Annotated in this window: 23 protein-coding genes and 1 tRNA gene; 2 read left to right on the top strand and 22 right to left on the bottom strand. The window is 66.4% G+C overall.

Annotated elements, in window-relative coordinates; genetic code table 11:
- Window positions 1-92: 92 nt before the first annotated feature.
- The 10 genes from E8F11_RS25785 to gspE all read right to left on the bottom strand — a co-directional run bounded on the left by E8F11_RS25785 (window position 93) and on the right by gspE (window position 7776).
- A tRNA-Val gene (locus tag E8F11_RS25785) sits at window positions 93-168 on the bottom strand.
- Between the two features lie 158 nt (window positions 169-326).
- Window positions 327-845, bottom strand: coding sequence for a type II secretion system protein M (locus E8F11_RS25780; RefSeq protein WP_280291784.1), 519 nt, complete (start codon window positions 843-845; stop codon window positions 327-329).
- A 2-nt stretch (window positions 846-847) separates the two neighbouring features.
- Complete coding sequence (gene gspL / locus E8F11_RS25775) at window positions 848-1987, bottom strand: type II secretion system protein GspL (RefSeq protein ID WP_280291758.1); 1140 nt, start codon at window positions 1985-1987, stop codon at window positions 848-850.
- Window positions 1984-2955 (bottom strand): type II secretion system minor pseudopilin GspK, encoded by a 972-nt coding sequence (gene gspK / locus E8F11_RS25770; protein WP_280291757.1) that lies wholly within the window; start codon window positions 2953-2955, stop codon window positions 1984-1986. Before gspK ends, gspL begins: the two co-directional genes overlap by 4 nt.
- Window positions 2952-3668 carry a type II secretion system minor pseudopilin GspJ gene (gspJ, locus tag E8F11_RS25765; protein ID WP_280291756.1) on the bottom strand — a complete coding sequence of 239 codons (717 nt, stop codon included), beginning with the start codon at window positions 3666-3668 and terminating at the stop codon, window positions 2952-2954. The genes gspK and gspJ overlap by 4 nt, the downstream gene beginning before the upstream one ends.
- Complete coding sequence (gspI, locus tag E8F11_RS25760; RefSeq protein WP_280291755.1) at window positions 3665-4051, bottom strand: type II secretion system minor pseudopilin GspI; 387 nt, start codon at window positions 4049-4051, stop codon at window positions 3665-3667. Before gspI ends, gspJ begins: the two co-directional genes overlap by 4 nt.
- Window positions 4048-4638, bottom strand: coding sequence for a type II secretion system minor pseudopilin GspH (gspH, locus tag E8F11_RS25755; protein ID WP_280291754.1), 591 nt, complete (start codon window positions 4636-4638; stop codon window positions 4048-4050). The genes gspI and gspH overlap by 4 nt, the downstream gene beginning before the upstream one ends.
- Window positions 4638-5024: a type II secretion system major pseudopilin GspG gene (gene gspG, locus E8F11_RS25750; protein ID WP_280291783.1), complete on the bottom strand. Its 387-nt coding sequence runs from the start codon at window positions 5022-5024 to the stop codon at window positions 4638-4640. Before gspG ends, gspH begins: the two co-directional genes overlap by 1 nt.
- A 49-nt stretch (window positions 5025-5073) precedes the next feature.
- Entirely contained in the window at window positions 5074-6288 is a 1215-nt protein-coding gene (xcpS, locus tag E8F11_RS25745; protein ID WP_280291753.1) for a GspF family T2SS innner membrane protein variant XcpS, read from the bottom strand.
- The gene (gene gspE / locus E8F11_RS25740; RefSeq protein WP_280291752.1) at window positions 6289-7776 is read right to left on the bottom strand and encodes a type II secretion system ATPase GspE; all 1488 of its coding nucleotides are present in this window, start codon (window positions 7774-7776) and stop codon (window positions 6289-6291) included.
- Window positions 7777-8058: 282 nt separating this feature from the next.
- Between gspE and E8F11_RS25735 the strand changes: the two genes are divergently transcribed.
- On the top strand, window positions 8059-8685 hold the full coding sequence (locus E8F11_RS25735; RefSeq protein WP_280291751.1) for a type II secretion system protein N: 627 nt from the start codon (window positions 8059-8061) through the stop codon (window positions 8683-8685).
- A gap of 4 nt (window positions 8686-8689) precedes the next feature.
- Window positions 8690-10657 carry a type II secretion system secretin GspD gene (gene gspD, locus E8F11_RS25730; protein ID WP_280291750.1) on the top strand — a complete coding sequence of 656 codons (1968 nt, stop codon included), beginning with the start codon at window positions 8690-8692 and terminating at the stop codon, window positions 10655-10657.
- A 90-nt stretch (window positions 10658-10747) separates the two neighbouring features.
- Here the strand turns inward: gspD and E8F11_RS25725 are convergent, their stop codons facing one another.
- From E8F11_RS25725 to E8F11_RS25670, 12 genes are all read right to left on the bottom strand, one after another.
- Window positions 10748-11161, bottom strand: coding sequence for an NUDIX domain-containing protein (locus E8F11_RS25725; protein WP_280291749.1), 414 nt, complete (start codon window positions 11159-11161; stop codon window positions 10748-10750).
- 25 nt (window positions 11162-11186) lie between these two features.
- Entirely contained in the window at window positions 11187-11951 is a 765-nt protein-coding gene (locus E8F11_RS25720) for an SDR family oxidoreductase (protein WP_280291782.1), read from the bottom strand.
- 11 nt (window positions 11952-11962) lie between these two features.
- A complete protein-coding gene (locus tag E8F11_RS25715; RefSeq protein ID WP_280291748.1) occupies window positions 11963-13174 on the bottom strand; it encodes an O-succinylhomoserine sulfhydrylase in 1212 nt (403 codons plus the stop codon).
- Between the two features lie 76 nt (window positions 13175-13250).
- Window positions 13251-14756, bottom strand: coding sequence for an amidophosphoribosyltransferase (gene purF / locus E8F11_RS25710; RefSeq protein WP_280291747.1), 1506 nt, complete (start codon window positions 14754-14756; stop codon window positions 13251-13253).
- Between the two features lie 89 nt (window positions 14757-14845).
- Complete coding sequence (locus E8F11_RS25705; RefSeq protein ID WP_280291746.1) at window positions 14846-15358, bottom strand: CvpA family protein; 513 nt, start codon at window positions 15356-15358, stop codon at window positions 14846-14848.
- A 95-nt stretch (window positions 15359-15453) separates the two neighbouring features.
- Window positions 15454-16134, bottom strand: coding sequence for an SPOR domain-containing protein (locus E8F11_RS25700; RefSeq protein ID WP_280291745.1), 681 nt, complete (start codon window positions 16132-16134; stop codon window positions 15454-15456).
- A 5-nt stretch (window positions 16135-16139) separates the two neighbouring features.
- Window positions 16140-17426 (bottom strand): bifunctional tetrahydrofolate synthase/dihydrofolate synthase, encoded by a 1287-nt coding sequence (gene folC, locus E8F11_RS25695; protein WP_280291744.1) that lies wholly within the window; start codon window positions 17424-17426, stop codon window positions 16140-16142.
- Window positions 17423-18295, bottom strand: coding sequence for an acetyl-CoA carboxylase, carboxyltransferase subunit beta (gene accD / locus E8F11_RS25690; RefSeq protein WP_280291743.1), 873 nt, complete (start codon window positions 18293-18295; stop codon window positions 17423-17425). Before accD ends, folC begins: the two co-directional genes overlap by 4 nt.
- Before the next feature lie 37 nt (window positions 18296-18332).
- Complete coding sequence (locus tag E8F11_RS25685) at window positions 18333-18596, bottom strand: hypothetical protein (RefSeq protein ID WP_280291742.1); 264 nt, start codon at window positions 18594-18596, stop codon at window positions 18333-18335.
- A gap of 1 nt (window position 18597) precedes the next feature.
- Entirely contained in the window at window positions 18598-19215 is a 618-nt protein-coding gene (locus tag E8F11_RS25680; RefSeq protein ID WP_280291741.1) for a phosphoribosylanthranilate isomerase, read from the bottom strand.
- 56 nt (window positions 19216-19271) lie between these two features.
- Window positions 19272-20126 carry a tRNA pseudouridine(38-40) synthase TruA gene (truA, locus tag E8F11_RS25675; protein WP_280291781.1) on the bottom strand — a complete coding sequence of 285 codons (855 nt, stop codon included), beginning with the start codon at window positions 20124-20126 and terminating at the stop codon, window positions 19272-19274.
- Window positions 20127-21177: 1051 nt separating this feature from the next.
- Window positions 21178-23472: FimV/HubP family polar landmark protein (locus tag E8F11_RS25670; protein WP_280291740.1), on the bottom strand; the 2295-nt coding region annotated here is incomplete at its 5' end.

The raw sequence follows: 23472 nt of genomic DNA, 5'->3' as shown, positions 1-23472 counted from the left end.
AACCCGCGACCCCCGGCGTGACAGGCCGGTATTCTAACCGACTGAACTACCGCTGCGCGTCGGCCGGACTTTCGTCCGAAATCTCACAAGGATGGTGGGTGATGACGGGATCGAACCGCCGACCCTCTGCTTGTAAGGCAGATGCTCTCCCGGCTGAGCTAATCACCCTTCGCCTTGCGAGGCGCGCAATTTACGCAGAGGCCTCAGCTAAGTCAACACCCTGTATGGATTTTTTCTTCAGGCGGGCTTTTCGGGCAGCTCGCCGACCACACCGGGGTCCGAGTTTTCGCACCACGGAAGCACAGCCGCACCGGATCGGGGCCTGCTCAGCTGCCCACCTTCAGCGACAGGCGCGCCGCGACCCGGCCATCCTCGCTGCGGTCCAGCCCGGCTTCCTCGATGCGCACCCCCTGCCCTTCCAGCACGCCGAACCAGCGCAGCAGGCTGGGGAAGGCCGCCGGCTGCAGGTTCACCTGCACCGCGCCCGGGGCATCGCTGTCGATGCGCTCCACGGCAAGCCCCTGCTCGGCGGCGGTGGCGGTGACCAGCCCCTGCAGCCGCTCGGGCTCCACCTGGCTCTGCGGCCTGCTCTGCAGCGTTCGCGCCTGGGGCGCATGGCGCTGCAGGTAAGCGTGCAGCCCGCGCTGGGCTTCGAAATATTCGCGGGCGCTGGTCAGCCGCCGCTCGGCCGGTAGCCAGAGCAACAGATAGAGCAGCACCAGGCCCAGGAACAGCCCCAGTCCGACCAGGGCCATACGGTCCCGCGGCGGCAGAACGCGCCAGCGCACGGCCAGGGAAGAGGCCTGCCATTGCGCCTGCAGCGGTGTCTTGATCGCGTCGAGCATCTTCATCCCCCTATTACCAGTCGTGCGCTGACGCCGCTTTCATCGCGGCTGGCCGACCCCATCTGCACCGACAGCCCGCTGCCGATCAGCCGTTCGCGCAGGCGCTCCAGGGCGTCGAAGCCGGGCGCCTGGACCTGGAGGGCAAGGTCGCCACGGATTTCGCTGAAGTCCAGCTGCTGCACTCGCACTTGGGCGCCTTCGGCGATCAACGCCTGGGCGGCCTGGCCGAGCAGGGCCAATAGCCGGCCCTGGCCGGAGGTCGAGCCTTCGGCCAGGTGCTGGTCGAATTGCGCGCGCAGGTTCACCAGCTTGCTGTCCTGGGGAAACAGCTCGTGGTAGAGCGCTTCGTTGGCAGCCGCGTAGGTATCGCCCTGGCGCTGCAGTTGCCAGGCCTGGACCAGGTTGAAGCCCCACTGCAGCACCAGCCACAGGCCCACCAGGCCCAGCAGCGGCTTCCATCGCGACCAGCGCTGGCGCTCTTCCTTCAGGGTGAACTCGCCCTGCGCCAGGTCACTACCTTTTTGCGCGGCGAGCCAGCCATGGGGATCGCCTGCTTCGCGCCAATCATCCAGCCCTTCCAGCGTCTGGCGCTCAGCGGGCGCATGGCCGCTGCGTGGCGCCGGACAGGCCTCCCGCAGGTAGGACCAGTCCTGTTCCTCGAAGCCCAGGCGCGTACTGCCCTCCCCGCCCAGCAGCCAGCGCCGCTCCAGCCAGAGCAGCTGGGTGCCCTGCTCCGGCAGCAGGTCGGCATCCACCTGGATAGCGGACGGCGCCGGGCCAAGCTTGCCGGCCAGCTCCAGCCAGCCCGCCAGCCAGGTGCGGCGCACGGCGAACACCCGGTGGCGACCATCGGCCAGGGCGCCGCCCAGGCCGAGGTGGAAATGCTCCACGTCCTCGGCCAGCAACTCTTCCACCGCGAAAGGCAGCGCCTGGCGCAGCCAGCGGCCCTTCTGCGTGGGCAGGCGGACGGCGCAACAGGTGACCGCCTCCACCGGCAGTATCAGGCGCCAAGGCGCCACCACCTCTTCCAGCGCCCGGGCGAACGGCAGGCGGCGACTGCCACCCTGCCAGAGCACCACCTCCAGCTCAGCATCCACCTGATTGCAGGCGGCCACCGGGAGGAAGATGCAAGCCTGTGTCATGACTGCGGCTCCTTGACGGGCGCCGGCGGCAAGCCGCCCTGCCCGAGATCACGAGAAAGAACCCGTACCTTGCCGTCGCTTCCGCGTTGCAGGGTACTGACGAGAACCTGGCGGCGACCGGCAAGACGCACCTCGCTGATCACCTGGAAATACTGGCTGCCCACTGCCAGGCCCTGGGCCTCCAGGCCCATGCCGGCAAGGGCCGGCTGGCCGAGAAAGGCATCCAGGCTGCGAAAGCCGGTGTCACCTCGCGCCGCCATGAGCAATGCGCCACTGTCAGCGTCCAGATTGTCGGCCAGGGTGGACAGGACCAGCGCGTTGGCCGTGTTGACGTTAAGCGTGGCATCCGCCGGCAGCACGCAGACGAAGGGCAGCAACTTGCGGTAATCCACTTCGGTCATGCCTAACACTAGGCGCAACTCGGACACGTCGCTCATGGCCTGGTTCGCCGCGCGGTAAGGCGGGCGCAACAGCAGGTACTGGTTGTCCTCGGCGCCGTTGGGGCCGTAGGGCTCCTGGTCCCGGTCGAGCCAGTCCACCAGGCGCTCGGTATAAGGCGCCTCTATCCCCAGGCGCAACAGCAGGCGGCGGAACTGGCGGATGCCCTGCTCGTTCAACTGTCCGTCGCGCACCAGGCTGTTGAGGTTGAAACGGCCGCTGGGGTCCTCGATGCGTACGCTCAGGGAGCCGCCATCGTCCAGCTGGAAAGTGCTCAGCGGCCGCGCCCAGGCCTCACCCGGATGGTCCACCGGGGTGCGCGGGTCCCCCTGGCGCAGGTCGCGGACGAGCATGGCCTCGGCCAGGGCCTCGCCGCCCAGGGCGTACTGGGTCACCTGGCGCAGGTGCAGTTCGTTGCCGCTGGAGCGGATGGACAGCTGGGTGCGCGCGATCAGTCCGGCGCAGACCACGGTGACCACCGCCACCACCAGCAGCACGGTGAGCAGCGCGACGCCCTGCTGACGCCTCATGGCGCCACCTCCTGGCCATCGCCACCCTGCTGATTCTCCTGCGGGGTTTGCTGCTGGCCCTCCGGCTGCTCTTCGCCACCGACCTGGGGCTGCTGCCGTGGCGGGGTATCCACCAGGCGCAGCACTCGCCGCAGCTCGCCATAGCGACGATGCTCCAGGGTCAGCTCCAGGGCGAGCGGCAGCCGACCCAGGCGTTCATCCTCGGTCAGCCCGGCGGGCGGCCAGCTGTCCTGCCAATCGCCGTTGTCGTCCATGTAGCGCAGGGTCATGGCGGTAACCCCATCCAACGCGTTCTGAACCTGGGGCAGGCTGTCCTGGGACTGGTCCAGCACCGTCCAGTAGCGCCGCTCCCAGCGTTCGCCGGAAAGCTGCCAGCGCACCCGCTGCAGGCGCGAACGCTGGGCGCCGGTAGGATTGCGCCATCCGCTGCGGCTCAGCTCGAGGGCGTCGTTTTCGCCCTGGTGCTCGCCGAGCAGCGCCGCGCGGGGTTCGCCATAGGGATCACGGATCGGCCGCGACACCACCTGGCGGACATCTCGCTCGAAGGCCGAGACGGCGCGCACCAGTTCGCGCAGCTGCTGCTCCTGGACGCGGGTCGCCTCGTCGCTGTCGATCACCGCACCGAGCATGCGCCAGGTGCCCACGGCCAGCAGCGCGAAGATGGCGATGGCGATCAGCAGTTCCAGCAGGGTGAAGCCGGCGCAGCGCTTCATGGGGTGCTCCCGAGGAAGCCCACCAGCCGCACCGTGGCGCGCTCCTCCAGCTTGCCGCCGATGCCCCTTGTGGGTCGCGGCGCCACCCAAAGCGTGACCCGGCGGAGCGCCGGGTCGCTGGTGCCTTCCACCTCGCTCAGCCACTCCCAGCGCCGTCCGGCGTAGTCCAGCTCACCCTGGTCGCGACCGTCGCCCGGCGGCGTCTCGCGCAGTTGCAGCTCGGTCAGCCGGTTGTCGGCGATCCACATCGCCAGTGTCTTGTCCTCAAGCCGCGAGGCGATCTGCAGGCTGCGGGCACTGGCGGTGAGCACACTGGCGGCGACCACGGCGAAGATGGCCAAGGCCACCAGCACTTCGATCAGGGTGAAGCCGCGGGCTCTCATCCGGCGCGCCTCTTGCCGGTGGGCGTCTCGACCCGCGGCAGGCGAAAGCCGTCGCTGGAGAGCTGCAGGCGCAGCCCGTCCTTGCGCCGCTCACCCAGTTCCAGACGGAAGGGGCTGAGCTCGCCGCTGGAGAGGATCAGCAGCTGCGGCACCGGCCTCGCGTCCTTGGGCTGCTTTTCGTCCTTGCCGGGTGCGGGCAGCGCCAGGGCGTCTCCCTCCAGTTCGAAGCTGAGCTCGGCCCATTCGGGCAGTCGGCGGGCGCCATCGGACAGCGCCTGCCAGCGGCCGCCGGTTTCGTCGTAGAAAAGCACCTGGTAGCCGTCGCGCTCCAGACGCAGTCCGTATTCGCGGTTGTCCAGCACGGCCTCATCGGCCAGCACGCCGATCAGCCCGGCGAGGCGCTCGGCTTCGCCCTTCAGCTCACGGGAAGGGCCGGCGGTGCCGGCGCTGATCACCGCCAGGCCGGCCAGGCAGGCGATGACCACCATCACCACCAGCACTTCGATCAGGGTGAAACCCGCGGACGGCACGGCGCCGCGAGCCCGGCCACCGCCGCCCCGCCGCCAGCCCTGCTGCCCGCGTCCCATCAGTTGTCCCAGTTGGCGATGTCGGCGTCGTTGTCGCTGCCGCCTTCCTTGCCGTCAGCCCCCAGGGAGTAGAGGTCGTAGGTACCCTTGCTGCCCGGAGAGAGGTACTGGTAGGTGTTGCCCCAGGGATCGATGGGCAGCTTCTTCAGGTAGCCGTCCTTGCTCCAGTTCTTCGCCGGCGGGTTGCCGGACGGCCGGCTCACCAGGGCCTCCAGGCCCTGCTGGGTGCTCGGGTAGGCGAAGTTGTCCAGCTTGTACATGTCCAGCGCGGCGCCAATAGCCTTGATATCGCCCTTGGCCACCGTGACCTTGGCCTGGTCTGGGCGGTTCATCACCTGCGGCACCACGAGGGCCGCGAGGATTCCGAGGATGACCACCACCACCATGATTTCGATGAGCGTAAAGCCCGACTGACTACGGCGCAGATTCACGCGATTACCCCACGAGTTGGTTGAGAGAAAGGATTGGCAGCAGGATGGCCAGGACGATCATCAGCACCACCGCGCCCATGACCACCAGCATGAATGGCTCGAAAAGCCCGACCAGCAGGGCGATCTGCGCAGCCAGGTCGTTCTCCTGGTTGCGGGCGGTGCGGGCGAGCATCTGGTCCAGTTCGCCGGAACGTTCGCCGCTGGCGATCATGTGCAGCATCATCGGCGGGAACTGCCCGCTGGCCTCGATGGCCCGGGTCAGGCTGCCGCCCTCGCGGACCTTCTGCGCGGCCAGCACGACATGCCCACGGATCACCCTGTTGGAAATCACCTCGGCACCGATGCCCAGCGCCTCCACCAGCGGCACGCCGCTGCGGGTGAGGATCGCCAGGGTCGAGGCGAAGCGCGCGGTATCGGTGGCGCGCACCAGCCGACCCACCAGCGGGATGCGCAGCACCAGCCCGTGCCAGCGCTGGCGGATCTTCGGGTCGCGCAGCGCCCAGCGCGCGGCCAGGAAGGCGCCGATCACCACCAGCAGCATCAACCAGCCCCAGTGCTTGACCAGGTCGCTCAGGGCGATCAGGCCACGGGTGAGCAGCGGCAAGGTCTGCCCGGAGTCGATGAATACCTTGACCACGTCCGGCACCACGAAGCCGAGCAGGAAGGTGACGATGGCCAGGGAGGCGCACATCAGGATCACCGGATAGAGCAGCGCCAGCTGGATCTTCTGCCGCGACTGCTGGCGCTGTTCGGTGTAGTCGGCCAGTTGCTCGAGCACCGGCCCCAGGTGGCCGGCGTGTTCGCCGGCGGCCACCGTGGCCCGATAGAGTTCGGGAAAAGCCGACGGGAATTCGCGCAGGCTGCTGGCCAGGCTGTGGCCCTCCAGCACCCGCGCGCGCACCGCCAGCAGCATGGACTGGATGCGGGAATTGCTCGCTTGCGCGGCCGCCGCCCGCAGTGCTTCCTCGATGGGCAGTGCGGCTTGCACCAGGGTAGCGAGCTGGCGGGTGACCAGGGCCAGGTCGCGGGCGGAGAGACCACGGGACAGGCTGAAGCGGCCACGCTCGGCCTGCTCGCGCACGCGAGTCGGGCGCACTTCCAGCGGGGCCAGCTGGCGCTCACGCAGCAGCTGGCGCACCTGGCGGGCGCTGTCCGCCTCGAGCACGCCTTTCTGCTGGCGGCCCTTGGGGTCGAGGGCGAGGTATTCGAATGCGGCCATTTACTCTTCCTGGGTGACCCGCAGCACTTCTTCCACCGTGGTGACGCCCTGCAGCACCTTGCGCCGGCCGTCCTCGCGGATGCCCGGGCTGGACAGCCGCGCGTGACGGATCATCTCCTGCTCGGAGGCGACGCTGTGGATCAGGCTGCGCATGTGATCGTCGAACACCACCAGTTCGTAGATGCCGGTACGTCCGCGGTAGCCCTGCTGATGGCAGTCCGCGCAACCACGGGCTCGGTAGAGGGTCGGCGCGCCCTCCGCCTCCACGCCGAGCAGTGTGCATTCGGCGGCATCGGCCTGATAGGCCTCCTTGCAGTGCGGGCAGAGGACCCGAACCAGGCGCTGGGCCAGCACCCCGAGCAGGGACGAGGACAGCAGGAAGGGTTCGACGCCCATGTCCACCAGCCGGGTGATGGCGCCGATGGCGCTGTTGGTGTGCAGGGTGGACAGCACCAGGTGGCCGGTGAGGGATGCCTGCACGGCGATCTCGGCGGTTTCCTGGTCGCGGATCTCACCGACCATCACCACGTCCGGGTCCTGGCGCAGGATGGCGCGCAGGCCACGGGCGAAGGTCATGTCCACCTTGGGGTTGACCTGGGTCTGGCCGATGCCCTCGATGTGGTACTCGATCGGGTCTTCGACGGTGAGGATGTTGCGCGTGCGGTCGTTGAGGGTGACCAGGCTGGCGTAGAGGGTGGTGGTCTTGCCCGAGCCGGTGGGGCCGGTCACCAGCAGGATGCCGTGGGGCCGGCGCACGGTGCCCTCCAGCAGGTGGCGGTCGCGGTCGCTCATACCCAGGTGCTGCAGGGTCAGGCGCCCGGCCTGCTTGTCCAGCAGGCGCAGCACCACGCGTTCGCCGTTGGCCGAGGGCAGGGTCGAGACGCGGATGTCCACTTCGCGCCCGGCGACGCGCAGGGATATGCGGCCGTCCTGGGGAATGCGCTTCTCGGCGATGTCCAGCCGCGCCATGACCTTGATCCGCGACACCAGCAGCGCTGCCAGCTCGCGCTTGGGTTCCAGCACTTCGCGGAGTATCCCGTCGACGCGGAAGCGCACCACCAGGCGTTTCTCGAAGGTTTCCAGGTGGATGTCCGAGGCGTTCTCCTTGATCGCCTCGCCGAGGATGGCGTTGATCAGGCGGATGATCGGCGCATCGTCCTCCTGCTCCAGCAGGTCCTCGGTTTCCGGGATCTGCTCGGCCAGGGCGGCGAGATCCAGGCTGCCGCCCAGGTCTTCGGCCAGCTGCATGGCGGCGGAAGAGTCGTGCTGGTAGGCCTGGACCAGGGCCTGCTCGAAGGCATCGGCGCTCAGGGGCCGCAACGGCAGGCCGCGTCCGGCGAAGCGCCGTGCCTCGGCCAGCGCCACCAGCTCGACGCCGGGACGGTGGGCCAGGCAGGGCTCCAGGCCATCCAGGAGCAATACGCCATGCCGCTTGGCGAAGCCGAAGGGCAAGCGACGCAGGGGAGCTTCAGCAAGTGGAGGGTTCATCCGTGGGCGCCTGTTTCTGATGGGTCCAGAAGAAAGTATTGCAGCGCAATCTGACGATTGTGCACAGCCAGTGACGGTTTCTTATGCTGCTTGTGAACAAAACCACCTAAAGCCGTAAAAATTCAGAGATATCTTTAGCACAGTGCCTGGGTCCCAACATCATTCAGACGGTGGAGCATGGCACTCTTCGACGCTGCTATGATCAAAGCAGTTCTGCCAACACATAAGACCAAAGAACTGCACCGCATTGGGAGTTGGACTCACTTGCAAGCCTCGGATTCCATGCACTGGCTGCGACGCCACGCGCCAGCCCTCGGCGGCGCGCTGCTGGTATTGGCCATGGGCACCAGCTTCGCCTGGCAGACAGTGCAATGGCTACGCCTGGTCGACGCCCGGGCCGAAGCATCCGGGCAAGGCGGCGCCTCGCTCGCCAGCGCCCAACCCCTGCAGAATCTCGAACCGCTGTTCGGCGTGGGTCCGGTCGCCCAGCCGAGCGGTCCGCCACCCAGCACCAACCTGCGCCTGACCCTGCTCGGCAGCTTCGTCCATGCCGGGCCGGACAAGTCCATCGCCATCATCCAGTACGAAGGCGGCAAGCCGCGCCGCTTCACCGCCGGCGACGAAATCACCAGCGGCGTGAAGGTGCATGCGGTGTACCGCAACCGCGTGGAGATCGAACGCAACGGCCACCTGGAAAGCCTCAGCTTCCCGCCGCCGCGCTCCCGCTTTACCGCCGTCGGGGGCAGCTCGCAAGAGCCTGCGGCCGACGTGATCGACGAACTCAGTGGCCTGCAGGAAGACAATGCCGCGGAGTTGCGCGAGCGCATGGAGAAACTCCGCCAACAAATGGAAGATCCGGACAGCGTGCCTGTCGATCCTTCCACCGAACAGCCCCAGGAAAGCGAATGACACGATGACCCCGACCTTCTCGCGCCTCACGCTCGCCCTGCTCGCCGCCGGCATGCTGGCCACGCCGCTGCCGTCGCTCGCCGCCCAGCCGGCCAGCGCCCCCGCCGGCAACGCGCAGCAACAGCAGCAGGATGGCTGGACCATCAACCTCAAGGATGCCGACATCCGCGAGTTCATCGACCAGATCGCCGACATCACCGGCGAGACCTTCATCGTCGACCCGCGGGTCAAAGGCCAGGTCAGCGTGGTCTCCAAGGCGCCGCTCGGGATCAATGAGGTCTACCAGCTGTTCCTCTCGGTGATGGCCACTCACGGCTTCACCGTGGTCACCCAGGACGACCAGGCACGCATCATTCCCAATGCCGAAGCCAAGGCCGAGGCCGGCAGCAGCCGCGCCGGAGCCGAGCGCCTGGAAACCCGCGTGATCCAGGTGCAGCACACGCCGGTGACGGAACTCATCCCCCTGATTCGACCGCTGGTCCCCCAGTACGGCCACCTGGCCGCCGTGACCTCCGCCAACGCCCTGATCATCAGTGACCGCGCCGCCAACATCGCGCGCATCGAAGACCTGATGCGCCAGCTCGACCAGAAAGGTGACCGCGACTACACGGTACTGAACCTGCGCCACGCCTGGGTGATGGACGCGGCCGAGGTGCTCAACGCATCGCTCAACCGCGGCCAGTCCAAGGGCACCTCGGGGACCCAGGTGATAGCGGACGCCCGCACCAACCGTCTGATCATCCTCGGCCCGCCAGCGGCCCGCGCCAAGCTGGCGGCCCTGGCGCAATCCCTCGACACTCCCACTTCGCGCTCGGCCAATACCCGGGTGATCCGCCTGCGCCACAACGATGCCAAGGCGCTTGCCGAAACCCTCGGCGAGATTTCCGAAGGGCTGAAGAACGAAGAAGGCGGTGCTGGTGGCGAACAGGGCGCGCCCAGCGGCGGAAAGCCGCAGAACATCCTGATCCGCGCCGACGAGAGCCTCAACGCCCTGGTGATGCTGGCCGAGCCGGACGTGGTCACCGCCATGGAAGACATCGTCCGCCAACTCGACGTGCCCCGCGCCCAGGTGATGGTGGAAGCGGCCATCGTGGAGATTTCCGGCGACATCACCGAAGCCCTCGGCGTGCAGTGGGCCGTTGACGCCCGTGGCAACACCGGCGGCCTGGGCGGGGTGAACTTCGGCAATACCGGACTATCGGTGGGCACGGTACTCAACGCCATCCGCGACGACGAGATCCCCGATACCCTGCCGGATGGCGCCATCATCGGCATCGGCACCGACCACTTCGCCGCCCTGATCACCGCGCTCTCGGCCAACAGCAAGAGCAACCTGCTGTCGACCCCCAGCCTGCTGACCCTGGACAACCAGAAGGCGGAAATCCTGGTGGGCCAGAACGTGCCCTTCCAGACCGGCACTTTCACCACCGATGCATCGGGCGCCAACAACCCCTTCACCACCATCGAGCGGCAGGACATCGGCGTCACCCTCAAGGTGACCCCGCACATCAACGAGGGCGCCACCCTGCGCCTGGAGATCGAACAGGAAATCTCCTCCATCGCCCCTAGTGCCACCCTGACCGCCGAGGCGGTAGACCTGATCACCAACAAGCGCTCGATCAAGAGCACCATCCTGGCCGAGGACGGTCAGGTGATAGTGCTCGGCGGCCTGATCCAGGACGACATCACCCAGACCGACTCCAAGGTACCGCTGCTGGGCGACATTCCTATCCTCGGCCGGCTGTTCCGCTCCACCCGCGACACCCACGTGAAGCGCAACCTGATGGTGTTCCTGCGCCCGACCGTGGTGCGCGACCGCGCCGGCCTCGCCGCACTGTCCGGGAAGAAGTACAACGACATCCGCGTAATCGATTCGTACAGCAAGGAAGGTCGCCCGGCCATCCTGCCGCGCAAGCCGGTGGAGCTCTTCGACGGCCAGGAAGTACCGGCGATCGACGTGCGCAAGCCCTGACAACCATCCGGTGGATAAGGCGAAGCCTCATCCACCCTGCAAACTCCCTTCTAAGCAGGGTGAAAATCCGCAAGGCGGATTTCCACCGGCTTACCGGCCTTCGATGCGGCTCCGGATGAACGCCAGCGCGTTTCGGTACACCCAGTGCCAGTCCGGCGAAGGCTTCGATTCAAGCAGGTGCCAGAAGAAGCGGAAGTCCAGCCCTCCGCCATCACCCGTGTGGAAGGTCCACGAGTCCGCTGGGGGATCGGCCAGTTCACAGAGGTGGAAAGACCAGACCTGTTCGTCGAACCCCGACTCCCAGATGCCGAGCGGCTGGGTCGCGCCGATCGCTACAAGCCCGGACTCTTCCGCCAACTCGCGCAAGGCCGCGCGCTCCGGAGACTCGCCGGACTCGATGCTGCCCTTGACCAGCTGGATTCCGGCAAGAGGATGTTCGAAGACCAATATCGCCGGCTGACCCAGGTGCCTCAGGACCACAGGGCAGGCCTTGGTCGGACGCATGTTCCCCTCCCCGCTCTGCCTCGAACTAGTCGAGATAGATCATCTTGCGGGTCATGCCGCCATCGACCACGAATTCCTGGCCGGTGACGAAGCCGGCATTTTCCGAGAGCAGCCAGGCCACCTGCGCCGCCACGTCTTCCACCAGGCCGACGCGTCCAACGGGATGCTGGTCGTGGTCCGCCCGGCTGAGCGGGGCTTCTTCCCGCGCCGAGAGGTCGCGGGCGTCGATCCAGCCGGGCGTGACCGCGTTGACCCGGATCTCCGGCGCCAGGCTCATGGCCAGTGCGTGGGTCAGGGCCAGCAGGCCGCCCTTGCTGGCGGCATAGGCTTCGCTATCGGGCTCGGACTGATGGGCACGGGTGGAGGCGATGGCGACGATGGCGCCGCGGTGGGCCCGCAGGTAAGGCGCGCAGTGCTTGGCCAGGAGCATGGTGCCGGTCAGGTTGACCGCGAGGACACGGTTCCAGCGCGCCAGCTCGAGGCTTTCCAGTGGCGGGTTGTGCGGCTCGGCGATGGCGGCATTGCTGACCAGCGCATCGAGCCGGCCGAAATGCCCGAGTACCTCGGCGACGCCCACCGCGACCTGGCTTTCGTGGGTCACATCCATGCCCACGAACCAGGCGTTCTCGCCCAGCGCCTTGGCCACCTTCGAGCCACGGGCCCGGTCGATATCCGCGAGCACCACCTGCCAGCCCTCGGCAATCAGCCAGGCGGCGATGCCCAGGCCGATCCCCCGCGACGCGCCGGTGACCAGCGCGACCTTGCCATTGGTCGGGCTGCGCGCCTGCAGGGTCCAGTCGATCACAGAGCGGCGAGCCCGCGTTCCAGATCGGCCTTGAGGTCGGCAACGTCTTCCAGGCCGATGGCCAGGCGGATCAGGCTGTCACTGATGCCGGCATTGGCACGCTCCTGGGGCGACAGGCGTCCGTGGGAGGTGGTGGCCGGGTGGGCGATGGTGGTCTTGGTATCACCGAGGTTGGTGGTGATGGAGATCATCCGGGTGGCGTCGATGAAACGCCAAGCCGCTTCCTTGCCACCCTTGGCCTCGAAGCTCACCACCGCGCCGAAGCCACTCTGCTGCCGCTTGGCCAGCTCGTGCTGCGGATGGCTTTCCAGGCCGGCGTAGTAGACGCGCTCGACGCCGGGCTGCTGCTCCAGCCAGCGGGCGATTTCCAGGGCGCTGGCACAATGGGCCTGCATGCGTACACGCAAGGTTTCCAGGCCCTTGATCATCACCCAGGCATTGAACGGGCTGAGGGTCGGGCCGGCGGTACGCAGGAACCCCACCACTTCCTTCATGTGCTCGGCACGGCCGGCGACCACGCCGCCCATGGTACGGCCCTGGCCGTCGATGTACTTGGTGGCCGAATGCATGACGATGTCAGCGCCGAGCTTCAACGGCTGTTGCAGCGCCGGGGTGCAGAAGCAGTTGTCCACCACCAGCAGCGCGCCCTTGGCATGGGCAATCTCGGCCAGCGCGCGGATGTCCACCAGCTCGGCCAGGGGGTTGGACGGCGACTCGACGAACAGCAGCCTGGTGTTCGGCTTGATCGCCGCTTTCCAGCCGTCCAGGTCCGACAACGCCGGGTAGTCGACCTCGATACCGAAGCGCTTGAGGTACTTCTCGAACAGGCTGATGGTGGAGCCGAACACACTGCGCGAGACCAGTACATGGTCGCCGCTGCTGCACAGGCTCATGGCGATGGCGAGGATCGCCGACATGCCGGAAGCGGTAGCCACCGCCTGCTCGGCACCTTCAAGGGCGGCGATGCGCTCCTCGAAGGTCCGCACGGTCGGGTTGGTGTAGCGCGAATAGACGTTGCCCGGGACTTCGCCGGCGAAACGCGCGGCGGCATCGGCGGCAGTACGGAATACGTAGCTGGAGGTCAGGAACATCGCCTCGCCGTGCTCGCCTTCCGGCGTGCGGCGCTGGCCGGCACGCACAGCCAGGGTGTCGAAGGCCGCGCCTTCCAGTTCACTGTCCAGCCTTCCGGCTTCCCATTCCTGCGTCATATCCCTACCTCTTCAGAAACGAAGCCCGGATGCGATCCGGGCTCCAGACTTCAGCTTGCCGCCAGACACCCGCGACTCAGTTGTTGTACAGATCGATGATGGCGCTGACCGCGTGGGCCTTGGCCTTGGACGCATCGTTGCGCGCCTGTTCGATCTTGTTCAGGTAATGCTCGTCGACGTCGCCGGTGATGTACTTGCCGTCGAACACCGCGCAATCGAAGTGGTCGATCTTCACCTTGCCACCGCCAACGGCATCGATCAGGTCCGGCAGGTCCTGGTAGACCAGCCAGTCGGCGCCGATCAGCTCGGCCACTTCCTCGGTGGAACGGTTGTGGGCGATCAGCTCGTGGGCGCTGGGCATGTCGATGCCGTAGACGTTGGGGTAGCGCACCGCCGGGGCGGCCGAGCAGAAGTAGACGTTCTTGGCGCCCGCTTCACGAGCCATCTGGATGATCTGCTTGCAGGTGGTGCCGCGCACGATGGAGTCGTCCACCAGCATCACGTTCTTGCCGCGGAATTCCAGTTCGATGGCGTTGAGCTTCTGGCGCACGGATTTCTTGCGTGCGGCCTGGCCCGGCATGATGAAGGTACGGCCGATGTAGCGGTTCTTCACGAAGCCTTCGCGGAACTTCACGCCCAGGTGGTTGGCCAGTTCCAGGGCCGCGGTGCGGCTGGTGTCCGGGATCGGGATGACCACGTCGATGTCGTGGTCGGGACGCTCGCGCTGGATCTTCTCGGCCAGCTTCTCGCCCATGCGCAGGCGTGCCTTGTACACCGAGATGCCGTCCATGATGGAATCCGGGCGCGCCAGGTACACGTGCTCGAAGATGCAGGGGGCATATTGCGGGCTGGCAGCGCACTGGCGGGTGAACAGCTTGCCTTCTTCGGTGATGTACACCGCCTCGCCCGGGGCGAGGTCACGGATCAGGGTGAAACCGAGCACATCCAGGGCGACGCTCTCGGACGCGATCATGTACTCCACGCCTTCGTCGGTGTGACGCTGGCCGAAGACGATCGGGCGGATGGCATGGGGGTCGCGGAAACCGACGATGCCGTAACCGGTGATCATCGCCACCACGGCGTAGCCGCCCTTGCAGCGCTCATGCACACCGGAAACCGCAGCAAACACGTCTTCCTCGGTGGGCTGCAGCTTGCCGCGGTGGGCCAGTTCGTGGGCGAACACGTTGAGCAGCACTTCCGAGTCGGAGTTGGTGTTCACGTGGCGCAGGTCGGACTCGTAGATTTCCTTGGCCAGTTGTTCGACGTTGGTCAGGTTGCCGTTGTGCGCCAGTGTGATGCCGTAAGGCGAGTTGACGTAGAACGGCTGGGCCTCGGCGGAACTGGAAGAGCCGGCGGTGGGATAGCGCACGTGGCCGATGCCCATGCTGCCCACCAGGCGCTGCATGTGGCGCTGCTGGAAGACGTCCCGGACCAGGCCGTTGTCCTTGCGCAGGAATAACCGGCCGTCATGGCTGGTCACGATACCGGCAGCGTCCTGGCCGCGATGCTGAAGGACGGTAAGCGCGTCATACAGCGCCTGATTGACGTTCGACTTACCGACGATACCGACGATGCCACACATGTGACGCAACCCCTGCTAGTAGTTCAGGCTAATCGAGTACCCACCCAGGCCGTTTGGGCATGGTTGGGTACGCTTCCGGGTGCGGCGCATCAGCTGGGTGAGCTGATGCCGCTCGCGAGCCACTGACTGGTGAAGCCCAGTATGAGGTTCTTCGACCAGTCGGCGACCATGAGAAAATGCGGCACCAGCGTGGACTGCTGCCACCAAGGATCCTGTTGCACCGGCGCCAGGCTGAGCAGGCCGACCAGCAGCACCACCAGCAACGCACCACGGGCGGCGCCGAAGGCCATGCCGAGTACGCGGTCGGTGCCGTCCATGCCGGTGACCCTGACCAGCTCGCCGATCAGGAAATTGACCAGTGCCCCCACCAGCAAGGTGGCGACGAAGAGAATGGCGCAGGCCGCGATGATGCGGGCCGAGGGCATTTCGATGAATTCGGTGAGGTGCAGCGACAGCGCGCCGCCGAAGGTCCAGGCGACTATGCCTGCGACTATCCAGGTGAGCAGCGAGAGGGCTTCCTTGACGAAGCCCCGACTCAAACTGACCAGACTGGAAATGGCGATGATGGCGATGATCGTCCAATCGACCCAGGTGAATGCCACAGTGCAGCCCACAAACTGAAAAGGCGCTGCATTTTAGCAGAGCGCTTCAGCTCCGGTAACCCGCGGATCAGAAAGGTCCTGATTATCCTGCTCTATCAGCCTTTTTCCGGCTGGAAACGAACGATAAAGCCATTCAGCTTCTGCTGACGACTGAGCTGGTCACGCAGGCGGTTGGCTTCGGCGCGCTCGATCAGCGGGCCGACGAAGACCCGATTCATGCCTTCGACGCTGCGGATATAGGCGTTGTAACCCTGGGTGCGCAGGCTTTTCTGCAGGTTCTCGGCGCTGGCGCGGCTGGACAGGCTCGCCAGCTGGATCGACCAGCTCACCGGCAGGCCGTTCACGTCCAGGCGCTTCTCTTCCGTCTTCGCTTCAGCTACCGGAGCGGCCGGAGCCGGTGCGGGAGCCTTGGCCTGCACCTGGGGCTGAGGAGCCGCCGGGGCGGCTGTCGGCACAGCGGGCGCAACCGGCTGTGCGGGGGCGGCAGGCGCGGCTTCGGGAACCGGGGCGGGTTCGGGGCTGGATGCCAGGGCTTCCGGTGCGGGCTCAAGCGGCGGAACTGGCTCCTGCGGCAGGGCCTGGGGCTCGGGAACCTGCACTTGCTCCAGCTCCACGGGCGGCATGTCCGGCGCTTTCGGCATGGGCGGCGCCTCGACCACGACCCGGTGCAGTTCGTCCTCGCGACTGAACAGCATGGGCAGGAAGATCACCGCGAGCGCCACCAGCACCAGCGCGCCGACGATACGTTGCTTGAGTCCCTTGTCCAGCACTGCCATTTCCCCTACTCCCCAGAGGCGTGGCCTGCCAGCCAGCTCAGGGCCTCAGCCACGCTATAGAACGATCCGAACACCAGGATCTCGTCGTCCGGTGCGGCCTGCTCGCACTGCGCTTCAAGTGCGGCGACGATATTTTCGTGGACACTGACGCTTGCGTGAAGGTTCGTCAATGCCGCCTGCAATTCGCCGGCGGGACGACTGCGCGGCGTCGGCAGCGGCGCCACCGCCCAGCTGGCCAGCAGCCCCTGCAAAGGCTGCAGCACGCCAGGCAGATCCTTGTCGGAGAGCAGGCCGAACACGGCCAGTCGACGACCGGCGATGGGCCGAGAAGCCAGGCGCGCAGCAAGATACTCGGCGGCATGGGGGTTGTGGCCGACGTCCAGCAACAGGGAAACCGGCTTGCCGCGCCAGATGGCGCGACGGCGATCCAGGCGACCGGTGACCCGGGTGGCCAGCAGCCCGCCTTGCAGGGCTTCGGGCTGCCAGGGCAGGCCGAGCAGCGCGTAGGCCTGGAGCGCCAGCGAGGCATTTTCCATCGGCAGGTCGAGCAGCGGCAGGTCATGCAGCTCCAGCACCTGTCCGGCCTGGCCGACTCCGCGCCAGTGCCAGCCGCCCTCGCCCACCGCCAGGTCGAAGTCCCGCCCACGCAGGAACAGCGGGGAGCCCAGCTGTTTCGCCTGCTCGAGCAGGGGCCGGGGCGGATCCAGGTCGCCGCAGAGGGCTGGCATGCCGGCGCGGAAGATACCGGCCTTCTCGAAGGCCACGCTCTCCCGGGTATCGCCCAACCAGTCGGCATGGTCGAGGCCGATGCTGGTCACCAGGGCGAGATCCGCATCCACCAGATTGACGGCATCCAGGCGCCCGCCCAGGCCCACTTCCAGCACCACGGCATCCAGGCCGGCGCGCTGGAACAGCCAGAAGGCCGCCAGGGTGCCCATTTCGAAGTAGGTCAGGGAAATCTCGCCACGTGCCGCCTCGACGGCTGCGAAGGCATCGCAGAGCGCCTGGTCGCTGGCCTCACGGCCATCCAGCTGGACGCGCTCGTTGTATCGCAGCAGGTGCGGCGAACTGTAGACGCCGACCTTGAGCCCCTGGGTGCGCAGCAGCGCAGCCAGGAACGCACAGGTGGAACCCTTGCCGTTGGTGCCGGTGACCGTGATCACCCGCGGTGCCGGCCGGCCAAGGCCGAGGCGGCTGGCAACCTCGCGGCTGCGCTCCAGCCCCATGTCGATTGCCGTGGGGTGGAGCTGTTCGAGGTAAGCGAGCCAGTCGGCGAGGGTTCTCTGGGTCATGCGATAGCCGGGGACGGAAGGCGCGTCATCTGCGCCAGCAGCTTGCCAAGGCGCTCACGCAGTTCCGCGCGAGGGATGATCATGTCGATGGCGCCGTGCTCCAGCAGGAACTCGCTGCGCTGGAAACCTTCCGGCAGCTTTTCGCGCACGGTCTGCTCGATCACGCGTGGACCGGCGAAGCCGATCAGGGCGCGCGGCTCGCCGACGATCACGTCGCCAAGCATCGCCAGGCTGGCGGATACGCCACCGTAGACCGGGTCGGTCAGCACCGAGATGAAGGGAATGCCCTCCTCGCGCAGACGCGCCAGGACGGCCGAGGTCTTGGCCATCTGCATCAGGGAGATCAGGGCTTCCTGCATGCGCGCGCCACCGGAGGCGGAGAAGCAGACCAGCGGGCAGCGCTGTTCCAGGGCGACGTTGGCCGCACGGACGAAACGCTCACCGACGATGGCGCCCATGGAGCCGCCCATGAAGGAGAATTCGAAGGCGCAGGCCACGACCGGCATCTTGTGCAGGGTGCCGCGCATCGCGATCAGGGCATCCTTCTCGCCGGTGTCTTTCTGCGCGGCGGTCAGGCGGTCCTTGTACTTCTTGCTGTCGCGGAACTTCAGGCGGTCCACCGGCTCCAGGTCGGCACCGATCTCCTCGCGGCCTTCGGCGTCGAGGAAGATGTTCAGGCGGGCGCGCGCATTGATACGCATGTGGTGATTGCATTTCGGGCAGACGTCCAGCGTCTTTTCCAGCTCGGGCTTGTACAGCACCGCGTCGCAGGACGGGCACTTGTGCCAGAGGCCTTCCGGCACCGAGCTCTTCTTCACCTCGGAACGCATGATCGAAGGGATCAGCTTATCTACCAGCCAGTTGCTCATGCTTCAGTTCTCCACAGCTTTCAGGCTCGAACACGCGCTAGCGGTTCACAGCCCCGCGCATGTCCTTGAGCGAATTCATGGTTACGACCCCGGCGGTCATGGTCTGTCCGGGGATCCCCCTGGCGATGGCCGTGCCATCACCCTCTAAAAAAACAGGCCCGATCGACGCAGCCTTGCCGCGCGACCCGGCAGGCTTCGCCTGCGTAGGCAACTCGGTTATGGACGGCAGTGAAACGCCGTCCGTCACATATGCAGGAGACACGCCAGCGAGCCGCTCGGCGAAAGTTTCCACGCATTGCATGTCAGGCACGTGCCCGTTGGATGAACGCCTTGATTTTCGCCGCGTCCTTGATGCCCTTGCTGGCCTCGACGCCGCCACTCACATCCACCGCATAAGGACGCACCTGGCGTACGGCATCGCCGACATTTTCCGGCGTCAGCCCACCGGCCAGCACCACGGGCTTTGCCGCATCCCGGGGCACCAGGCTCCAGTCGAAGGCTTCGCCGGTGCCGCCCGGGGTGCCAGGAACGTAGGTATCCAGCAGGATGCCGGCGGCATCGGGGTAACGGGCGATGGCCGCGGCCACATCGTCGCCCGGCTTGACCCGCAGCGCCTTGATGAAGGGCCGGCCATGGCCGGCACAGTCTTCCGGACTCTCGTCGCCGTGGAACTGCAGCAAGTCCAGCGGCACTTCCGCCAGCAGCTGCTTAAGCTCAGCGCGGGGCATATCGACGAACAGCCCGACACTGGTCACGAAAGGCGGCAGCGCGGCGACTATCGCCTTGGCCTGGGCCGGCGTCACGGCGCGCGGGCTCTTGGCGTAGAACACCAGGCCAATGGCATCGGCCCCGGCAGCGACAGCGGCCAGGGCGTCCTCGATTCGGGTAATGCCGCAGATTTTGATGCGAACGGCTGACAAGATGCGGAAACCTGATGGGGAAAGACCAAGGATGTTAGCAAAGGCCCGGCGCAGCGTCAGCCCGCCGAATCGGCCAGTCCGGAAAGAAAGTGCGGTCCCAGGTAGCGCTGGGGAAGCTCGAACTGTTCCGGGTATTCCACCCGCACCAGATAGAGCCCGTAAGGGTGCGCGGTCACCCCGCCCTCCCGCCGGATTCGCCCCTCCAGCACCTGCCTGGCCCACTCCACCGACTGCTCGCCGGCGCCGATGGTCATCAGCACCCCGGCGATATTGCGCACCATGTGGTGGAGGAAGGCGTTGGCGCGGATATCCAGCACTATCATGCGGCCATGCTCGATCAGTTCGAGGTGATGCACCGTCTTGATCGGCGATTTCGCCTGGCACTGCCTGGCGCGGAAAGCACTGAAGTCGTGCATCCCGACCAGGCACCGGGCCGCCTCGCGCATGCGCTGGATATCCAGCGGACGATGGTTCCAGGTCACCTCTTCGGCCATGTGCGCCGGGCGGATCTCGTCGTTGTAGATCACATAGCGATAACGCCGGGCCATGGCGCTGAAGCGAGCGTCGAAGGTTTTCGGCATTTCCTTGGCCCAAGTGACGCTGATATCGCCCGGCAGGTTCATGTTCGCGCCCATGATCCAGGAATGCATGGAGCGCACCACCGGCGTATCGAAGTGCACCACCTGGCCACTGGCATGCACCATGGCATCGGTGCGGCCGGCGCAGGAAAGGGTCACGGGCGCGCCGCCCGCCACCCGGGACAGGGCTTTCTCAAGGGACTCCTGGATCGAGGGCACACCGGCGCGCTGGCGCTGGAAACCGCGGTAGCGCGAGCCTTTGTATTCGACGCCGAGGGCGATTCTGTAAATGCCAGCGGCAGCCTCAGGGGCTGCCGGAGTTTCTTTGTCTATCAACGACTTACAGCCTTTTCGTTTTCGCAACGGCGCAAATTATACCGAGCTGGAGGCCTAGTGCCACGCGGGACCCGGTTTTAATTGCGGAAACGATTTTGAGGGTATTTCTGCCATGCGCCACTGCCCTTCCTTTATAGGGGAAGGCGCCTCCAATGGACGGCCCTTCCGCCCCACCTCGACGAGTTCATTGCCGTGTCCAAGCCTGGGATACCGTAGCAAATCGCTGAAAGTCCTTTCAGATCAGAACCTTGAGCATGAAAAAAGCGCCCTCAATGGGGTCTAGAGGGGCGTCCAGGGCGCGAAACATCACGTTATCCCACTCGCGACATTCGCCCAAATCCCCTCGTTTCCCCAGTGATTGGTAGCAAAAGTGGTACGAGCCAATCGCCTTACCCCAGCCGGCCGTCGCCGGGGCTGCCTTGCCTTTACCGGCACCTCGATGCGGCCAGCGGCCAACTTCGCCAATCCAACGGTCATGCGAAGGGATGCCGGGCGACCTACCGTTGCGTATAGATCATTCCCGACAAACGATGCGAGGTGGTTATGGCGTGGCGACAATGCCCCATATGCTTTGGTCACGGCACCATTCTCCAAAATGGCTACTCGGTAGAGTGCCGCTATTGCCAAGGCCTGGGGAAAGTGTTCAAACACCCTCCGAAGCCAGACACGGTTAGGCGCTCCTAACCGACTCATAGGCCCTTTTGCACGCTTTTCCTGTTACTCGACCTCGGTCAAGTGCCGCCGCCAACTCGCCCGCTCGGCGGTCAGCGCTTTCGAACAGTTCCGCGACATCCAGCCGAGAGCCGCCTCGGAAATCGTGAGCCTGGAGGACGCTTCGACCTCCCAGGACACACCAGACAGGAGATCACCAGGCGGGCTTACCGGCGCGTCGGCAAGTTGGTGAACCCCGTGAAATTCCCACGGGGTTGCGGAAATGGCGGGAATAGTTGCGGAAACGGACGGGTTGAAAGTGGCGGAATTAACGCCTTTCTGAAACGCCAGCGGCAGCCGTATTGGCTGCCGCTGCGGGTACCGCTTGAGTCAACTATCAGCTGAGACGGGCGATCAGTTCGCGCGCTTCTTGTTGTTGGGTGTCATTCCCCTCCGCGACCACCTCGTCGAGGATGTCGCGAGCGCCTTCCGTGTCACCCATGTCGATATAGGCGCGAGCCAGGTCCAGTTTGGTCGCGGTTTCATCGGTACCGGAAAGGAAGTCGAAGTCGTCCTCCTCATCCAGGCCCGGTGCCGGCACTTCGTCCTCCAGGACAGCGACCGGCTCCGGCGCCTGTTGCAGGCTGGCGGAGAGCTGGTCCAGCTCAGCACTGACCTCGTCGAGCTGAGCCGCGAAGCTGTCGTTGTCGGCCAGCGGCTCGGCAACCGATTCATCGGGCAGGGACAGGTCGAAGTCAGCCGGCAGGTCGAGCAGGCCGGAGCTGGCCACCTCAGGCGCGGGAGCCGGTTCCCCGGACGTCGCCGGCGCGTCGAAATCGTCGTCCAGGCTGAGCAGGAAGTCATCTTCCTCGGCGGTATCCGGCTTGGCAGCGGGCTCCAGGTCGAGGCTGAAATCGGCGAGGTCATCGCTGAGTTCGAGGCTCTCGTTGCCGGCCAGCAGCTCCTCGTCGCCACCGATATCCAGGTCGAACTCCAGGTCGTCCGCAGCCTTGGCCTGATCGGCGAGCGCATCGAACTCCAGATCATCGAGGCTCAGCTCGCCCACCGGAGCAGCCGCGGGCTGGATCGCCGCCGGCTTCTCATCCGCCAGCTCGATATCGAGGTCGGATTCCAGGTCGTCCAGACTGAGATCGAACGCGTCGTCCAGATCCGCGCCCGGCGCAGCGCTGCTGGCGACGGGAGCATCGTCCAGGGTCAGGTCATCGAGGCTGAAGCTGTCGAGGTCATCAGCCGCGGCCAGACCAGCGGCAGCGGTGGCGGCAACCGCAGCCACTGCGATGGCCGGATACCGGCCCTTCAGCTGCTCGATCTCGCTGGCAGCGCCGCCGATTTCGCGGAGCTCGCTTTCCTGACGGGCGAAACCATCGCGATCGCCCAGCTCGGCATAGACCTCCAGCAATTTCAGGCGCAGGTCGCTGCGCTGCGGCTCATCGTTGATGGCGCTCTGCAGCAGCTCGCCAGCCTGGCTGAAGCGGCCGTAGGCGATATAGATGTCGGCTTCGCTGATCACATCGCCAGTCTCGGCGGTGACGCGCTCTTCAGGTTTGCCCTGCGCCGCGTCCGGAGCCGCGGCTTCCGCGGTTTCCAGCTCAGGGGCATCGAGGGCAGCAAAGCTGTCGTCCTTCAGCTCGAGGTCGCTGTCGAAGCTGTTCTCGTCATCGCGGGCGGCCAGGCTGTTCTGCAGCTCGGCTTCCTTCAGTGCATTGCGACGGGACAGCACCATCAGCAACACCAGCAGGGCCACCAGGGCACTGCCGCCGGCCAGCATGAGCAGCATCGGGTTGGCCAGCACGTCGTCGATGATGCTGGACTTCGGCGGTTCGGCAACCGGGGCAGCCGGCGCCGGTTCGGCGGGCTGGGCCGGCACCGCGGCAACGGGCGCCGCTGGGGCGGCCGCTTCAGGAGCCGGAGCAGGAGTGGCGGACTGGGCCGGAACGGCCGGTTGTGCCGGGGCAGCAGCCGGAGCGGTGGGCTGGGCAGCTGCTTCGGTAACGGACGCCGCGGCGGTGGCCGGTACGGGAGTCGGGGCGGGCTGGACCGGATCCGCTGCGGGCTCGGCCACCTCGGCGGGGGCGGCGGCCGGAGCTGCGGGGGTTTGCTTGCCCTGGGCGGCCATGTCCGCCTGGAGCTTGGCCAGCTGGTCATCCTTGAGCTGGATCAGACGCTGCAGCTTGTCCATCTGGCTCTGCAGATCGCCCATGCGCCCCTTCAGCTCTTCGTTCTCGCGACGGGTGGAGTCCAGGCTTTCCTGGGTGACGGCCAGCTTGTCGCTGAGGGCCTTGCTTTCGCCATTGGCGCCCTTGTCACTACCGCTGGAAGCCTTGCCGCTGGCAGCAGAGACCAGGCGCAGGCTGTCCTGGGTATCGACTTTCTCGGGCGCCTCACCGGCACTGGCGCGCTTGGTCGCGTCCAGCTGGCGCTTGCCCTCTCCTGCCAGGCTGCGACCTTCGCGCCAGGCGGTGTTCTGCGCCGCGACCTGGCTCAAGGCTTCCGCCTGGCTGCGGCTGGCAATCTGTTGCTCATCGGGCAGGCGCAGAACCTGGCCACTCTTCAGGCGGTTGATGTTGCCGTCGACGAAGGCGTCCGGGTTCAGGTCCTGGATGGCCAGCATGGCCTGGTGCACCGAGCCGCTGGCGCGGGTGCGTTCAGCGATCTCCCACAGGGTATCGCG

This window comes from Pseudomonas sp. BN417 (assembly GCF_029871205.1).
GTDB lineage: Bacteria > Pseudomonadota > Gammaproteobacteria > Pseudomonadales > Pseudomonadaceae > Metapseudomonas.
This window is presented reverse-complemented; position numbering and strand designations above follow the sequence as displayed.

Excerpts from the sequence above, each read along its gene's own strand:
- E8F11_RS25780 (WP_280291784.1), bottom strand. The coding sequence starts at position 845 with ATGCTCGACGCGATCAAGACACCGCTGCAGGCGCAATGGCAGGCCTCT.
- gspL (WP_280291758.1), bottom strand. The coding sequence starts at position 1,987 with ATGACACAGGCTTGCATCTTCCTCCCGGTGGCCGCCTGCAATCAGGTG.
- gspK (WP_280291757.1), bottom strand. The coding sequence starts at position 2,955 with ATGAGGCGTCAGCAGGGCGTCGCGCTGCTCACCGTGCTGCTGGTGGTG.
- gspJ (WP_280291756.1), bottom strand. The coding sequence starts at position 3,668 with ATGAAGCGCTGCGCCGGCTTCACCCTGCTGGAACTGCTGATCGCCATC.
- gspI (WP_280291755.1), bottom strand. The coding sequence starts at position 4,051 with ATGAGAGCCCGCGGCTTCACCCTGATCGAAGTGCTGGTGGCCTTGGCC.
- gspH (WP_280291754.1), bottom strand. The coding sequence starts at position 4,638 with ATGGGACGCGGGCAGCAGGGCTGGCGGCGGGGCGGCGGTGGCCGGGCT.
- gspG (WP_280291783.1), bottom strand. The coding sequence starts at position 5,024 with ATGGTGGTGGTGGTCATCCTCGGAATCCTCGCGGCCCTCGTGGTGCCG.
- xcpS (WP_280291753.1), bottom strand. The coding sequence starts at position 6,288 with ATGGCCGCATTCGAATACCTCGCCCTCGACCCCAAGGGCCGCCAGCAG.
- gspE (WP_280291752.1), bottom strand. The coding sequence starts at position 7,776 with ATGAACCCTCCACTTGCTGAAGCTCCCCTGCGTCGCTTGCCCTTCGGC.
- E8F11_RS25735 (WP_280291751.1), top strand. The coding sequence starts at position 8,059 with ATGCACTGGCTGCGACGCCACGCGCCAGCCCTCGGCGGCGCGCTGCTG.
- gspD (WP_280291750.1), top strand. The coding sequence starts at position 8,690 with ATGACCCCGACCTTCTCGCGCCTCACGCTCGCCCTGCTCGCCGCCGGC.
- E8F11_RS25725 (WP_280291749.1), bottom strand. The coding sequence starts at position 11,161 with ATGCGTCCGACCAAGGCCTGCCCTGTGGTCCTGAGGCACCTGGGTCAG.
- E8F11_RS25715 (WP_280291748.1), bottom strand. The coding sequence starts at position 13,174 with ATGACGCAGGAATGGGAAGCCGGAAGGCTGGACAGTGAACTGGAAGGC.
- purF (WP_280291747.1), bottom strand. The coding sequence starts at position 14,756 with ATGTGTGGCATCGTCGGTATCGTCGGTAAGTCGAACGTCAATCAGGCG.
- E8F11_RS25700 (WP_280291745.1), bottom strand. The coding sequence starts at position 16,134 with ATGGCAGTGCTGGACAAGGGACTCAAGCAACGTATCGTCGGCGCGCTG.
- folC (WP_280291744.1), bottom strand. The coding sequence starts at position 17,426 with ATGACCCAGAGAACCCTCGCCGACTGGCTCGCTTACCTCGAACAGCTC.
- accD (WP_280291743.1), bottom strand. The coding sequence starts at position 18,295 with ATGAGCAACTGGCTGGTAGATAAGCTGATCCCTTCGATCATGCGTTCC.
- E8F11_RS25685 (WP_280291742.1), bottom strand. The coding sequence starts at position 18,596 with ATGCAATGCGTGGAAACTTTCGCCGAGCGGCTCGCTGGCGTGTCTCCT.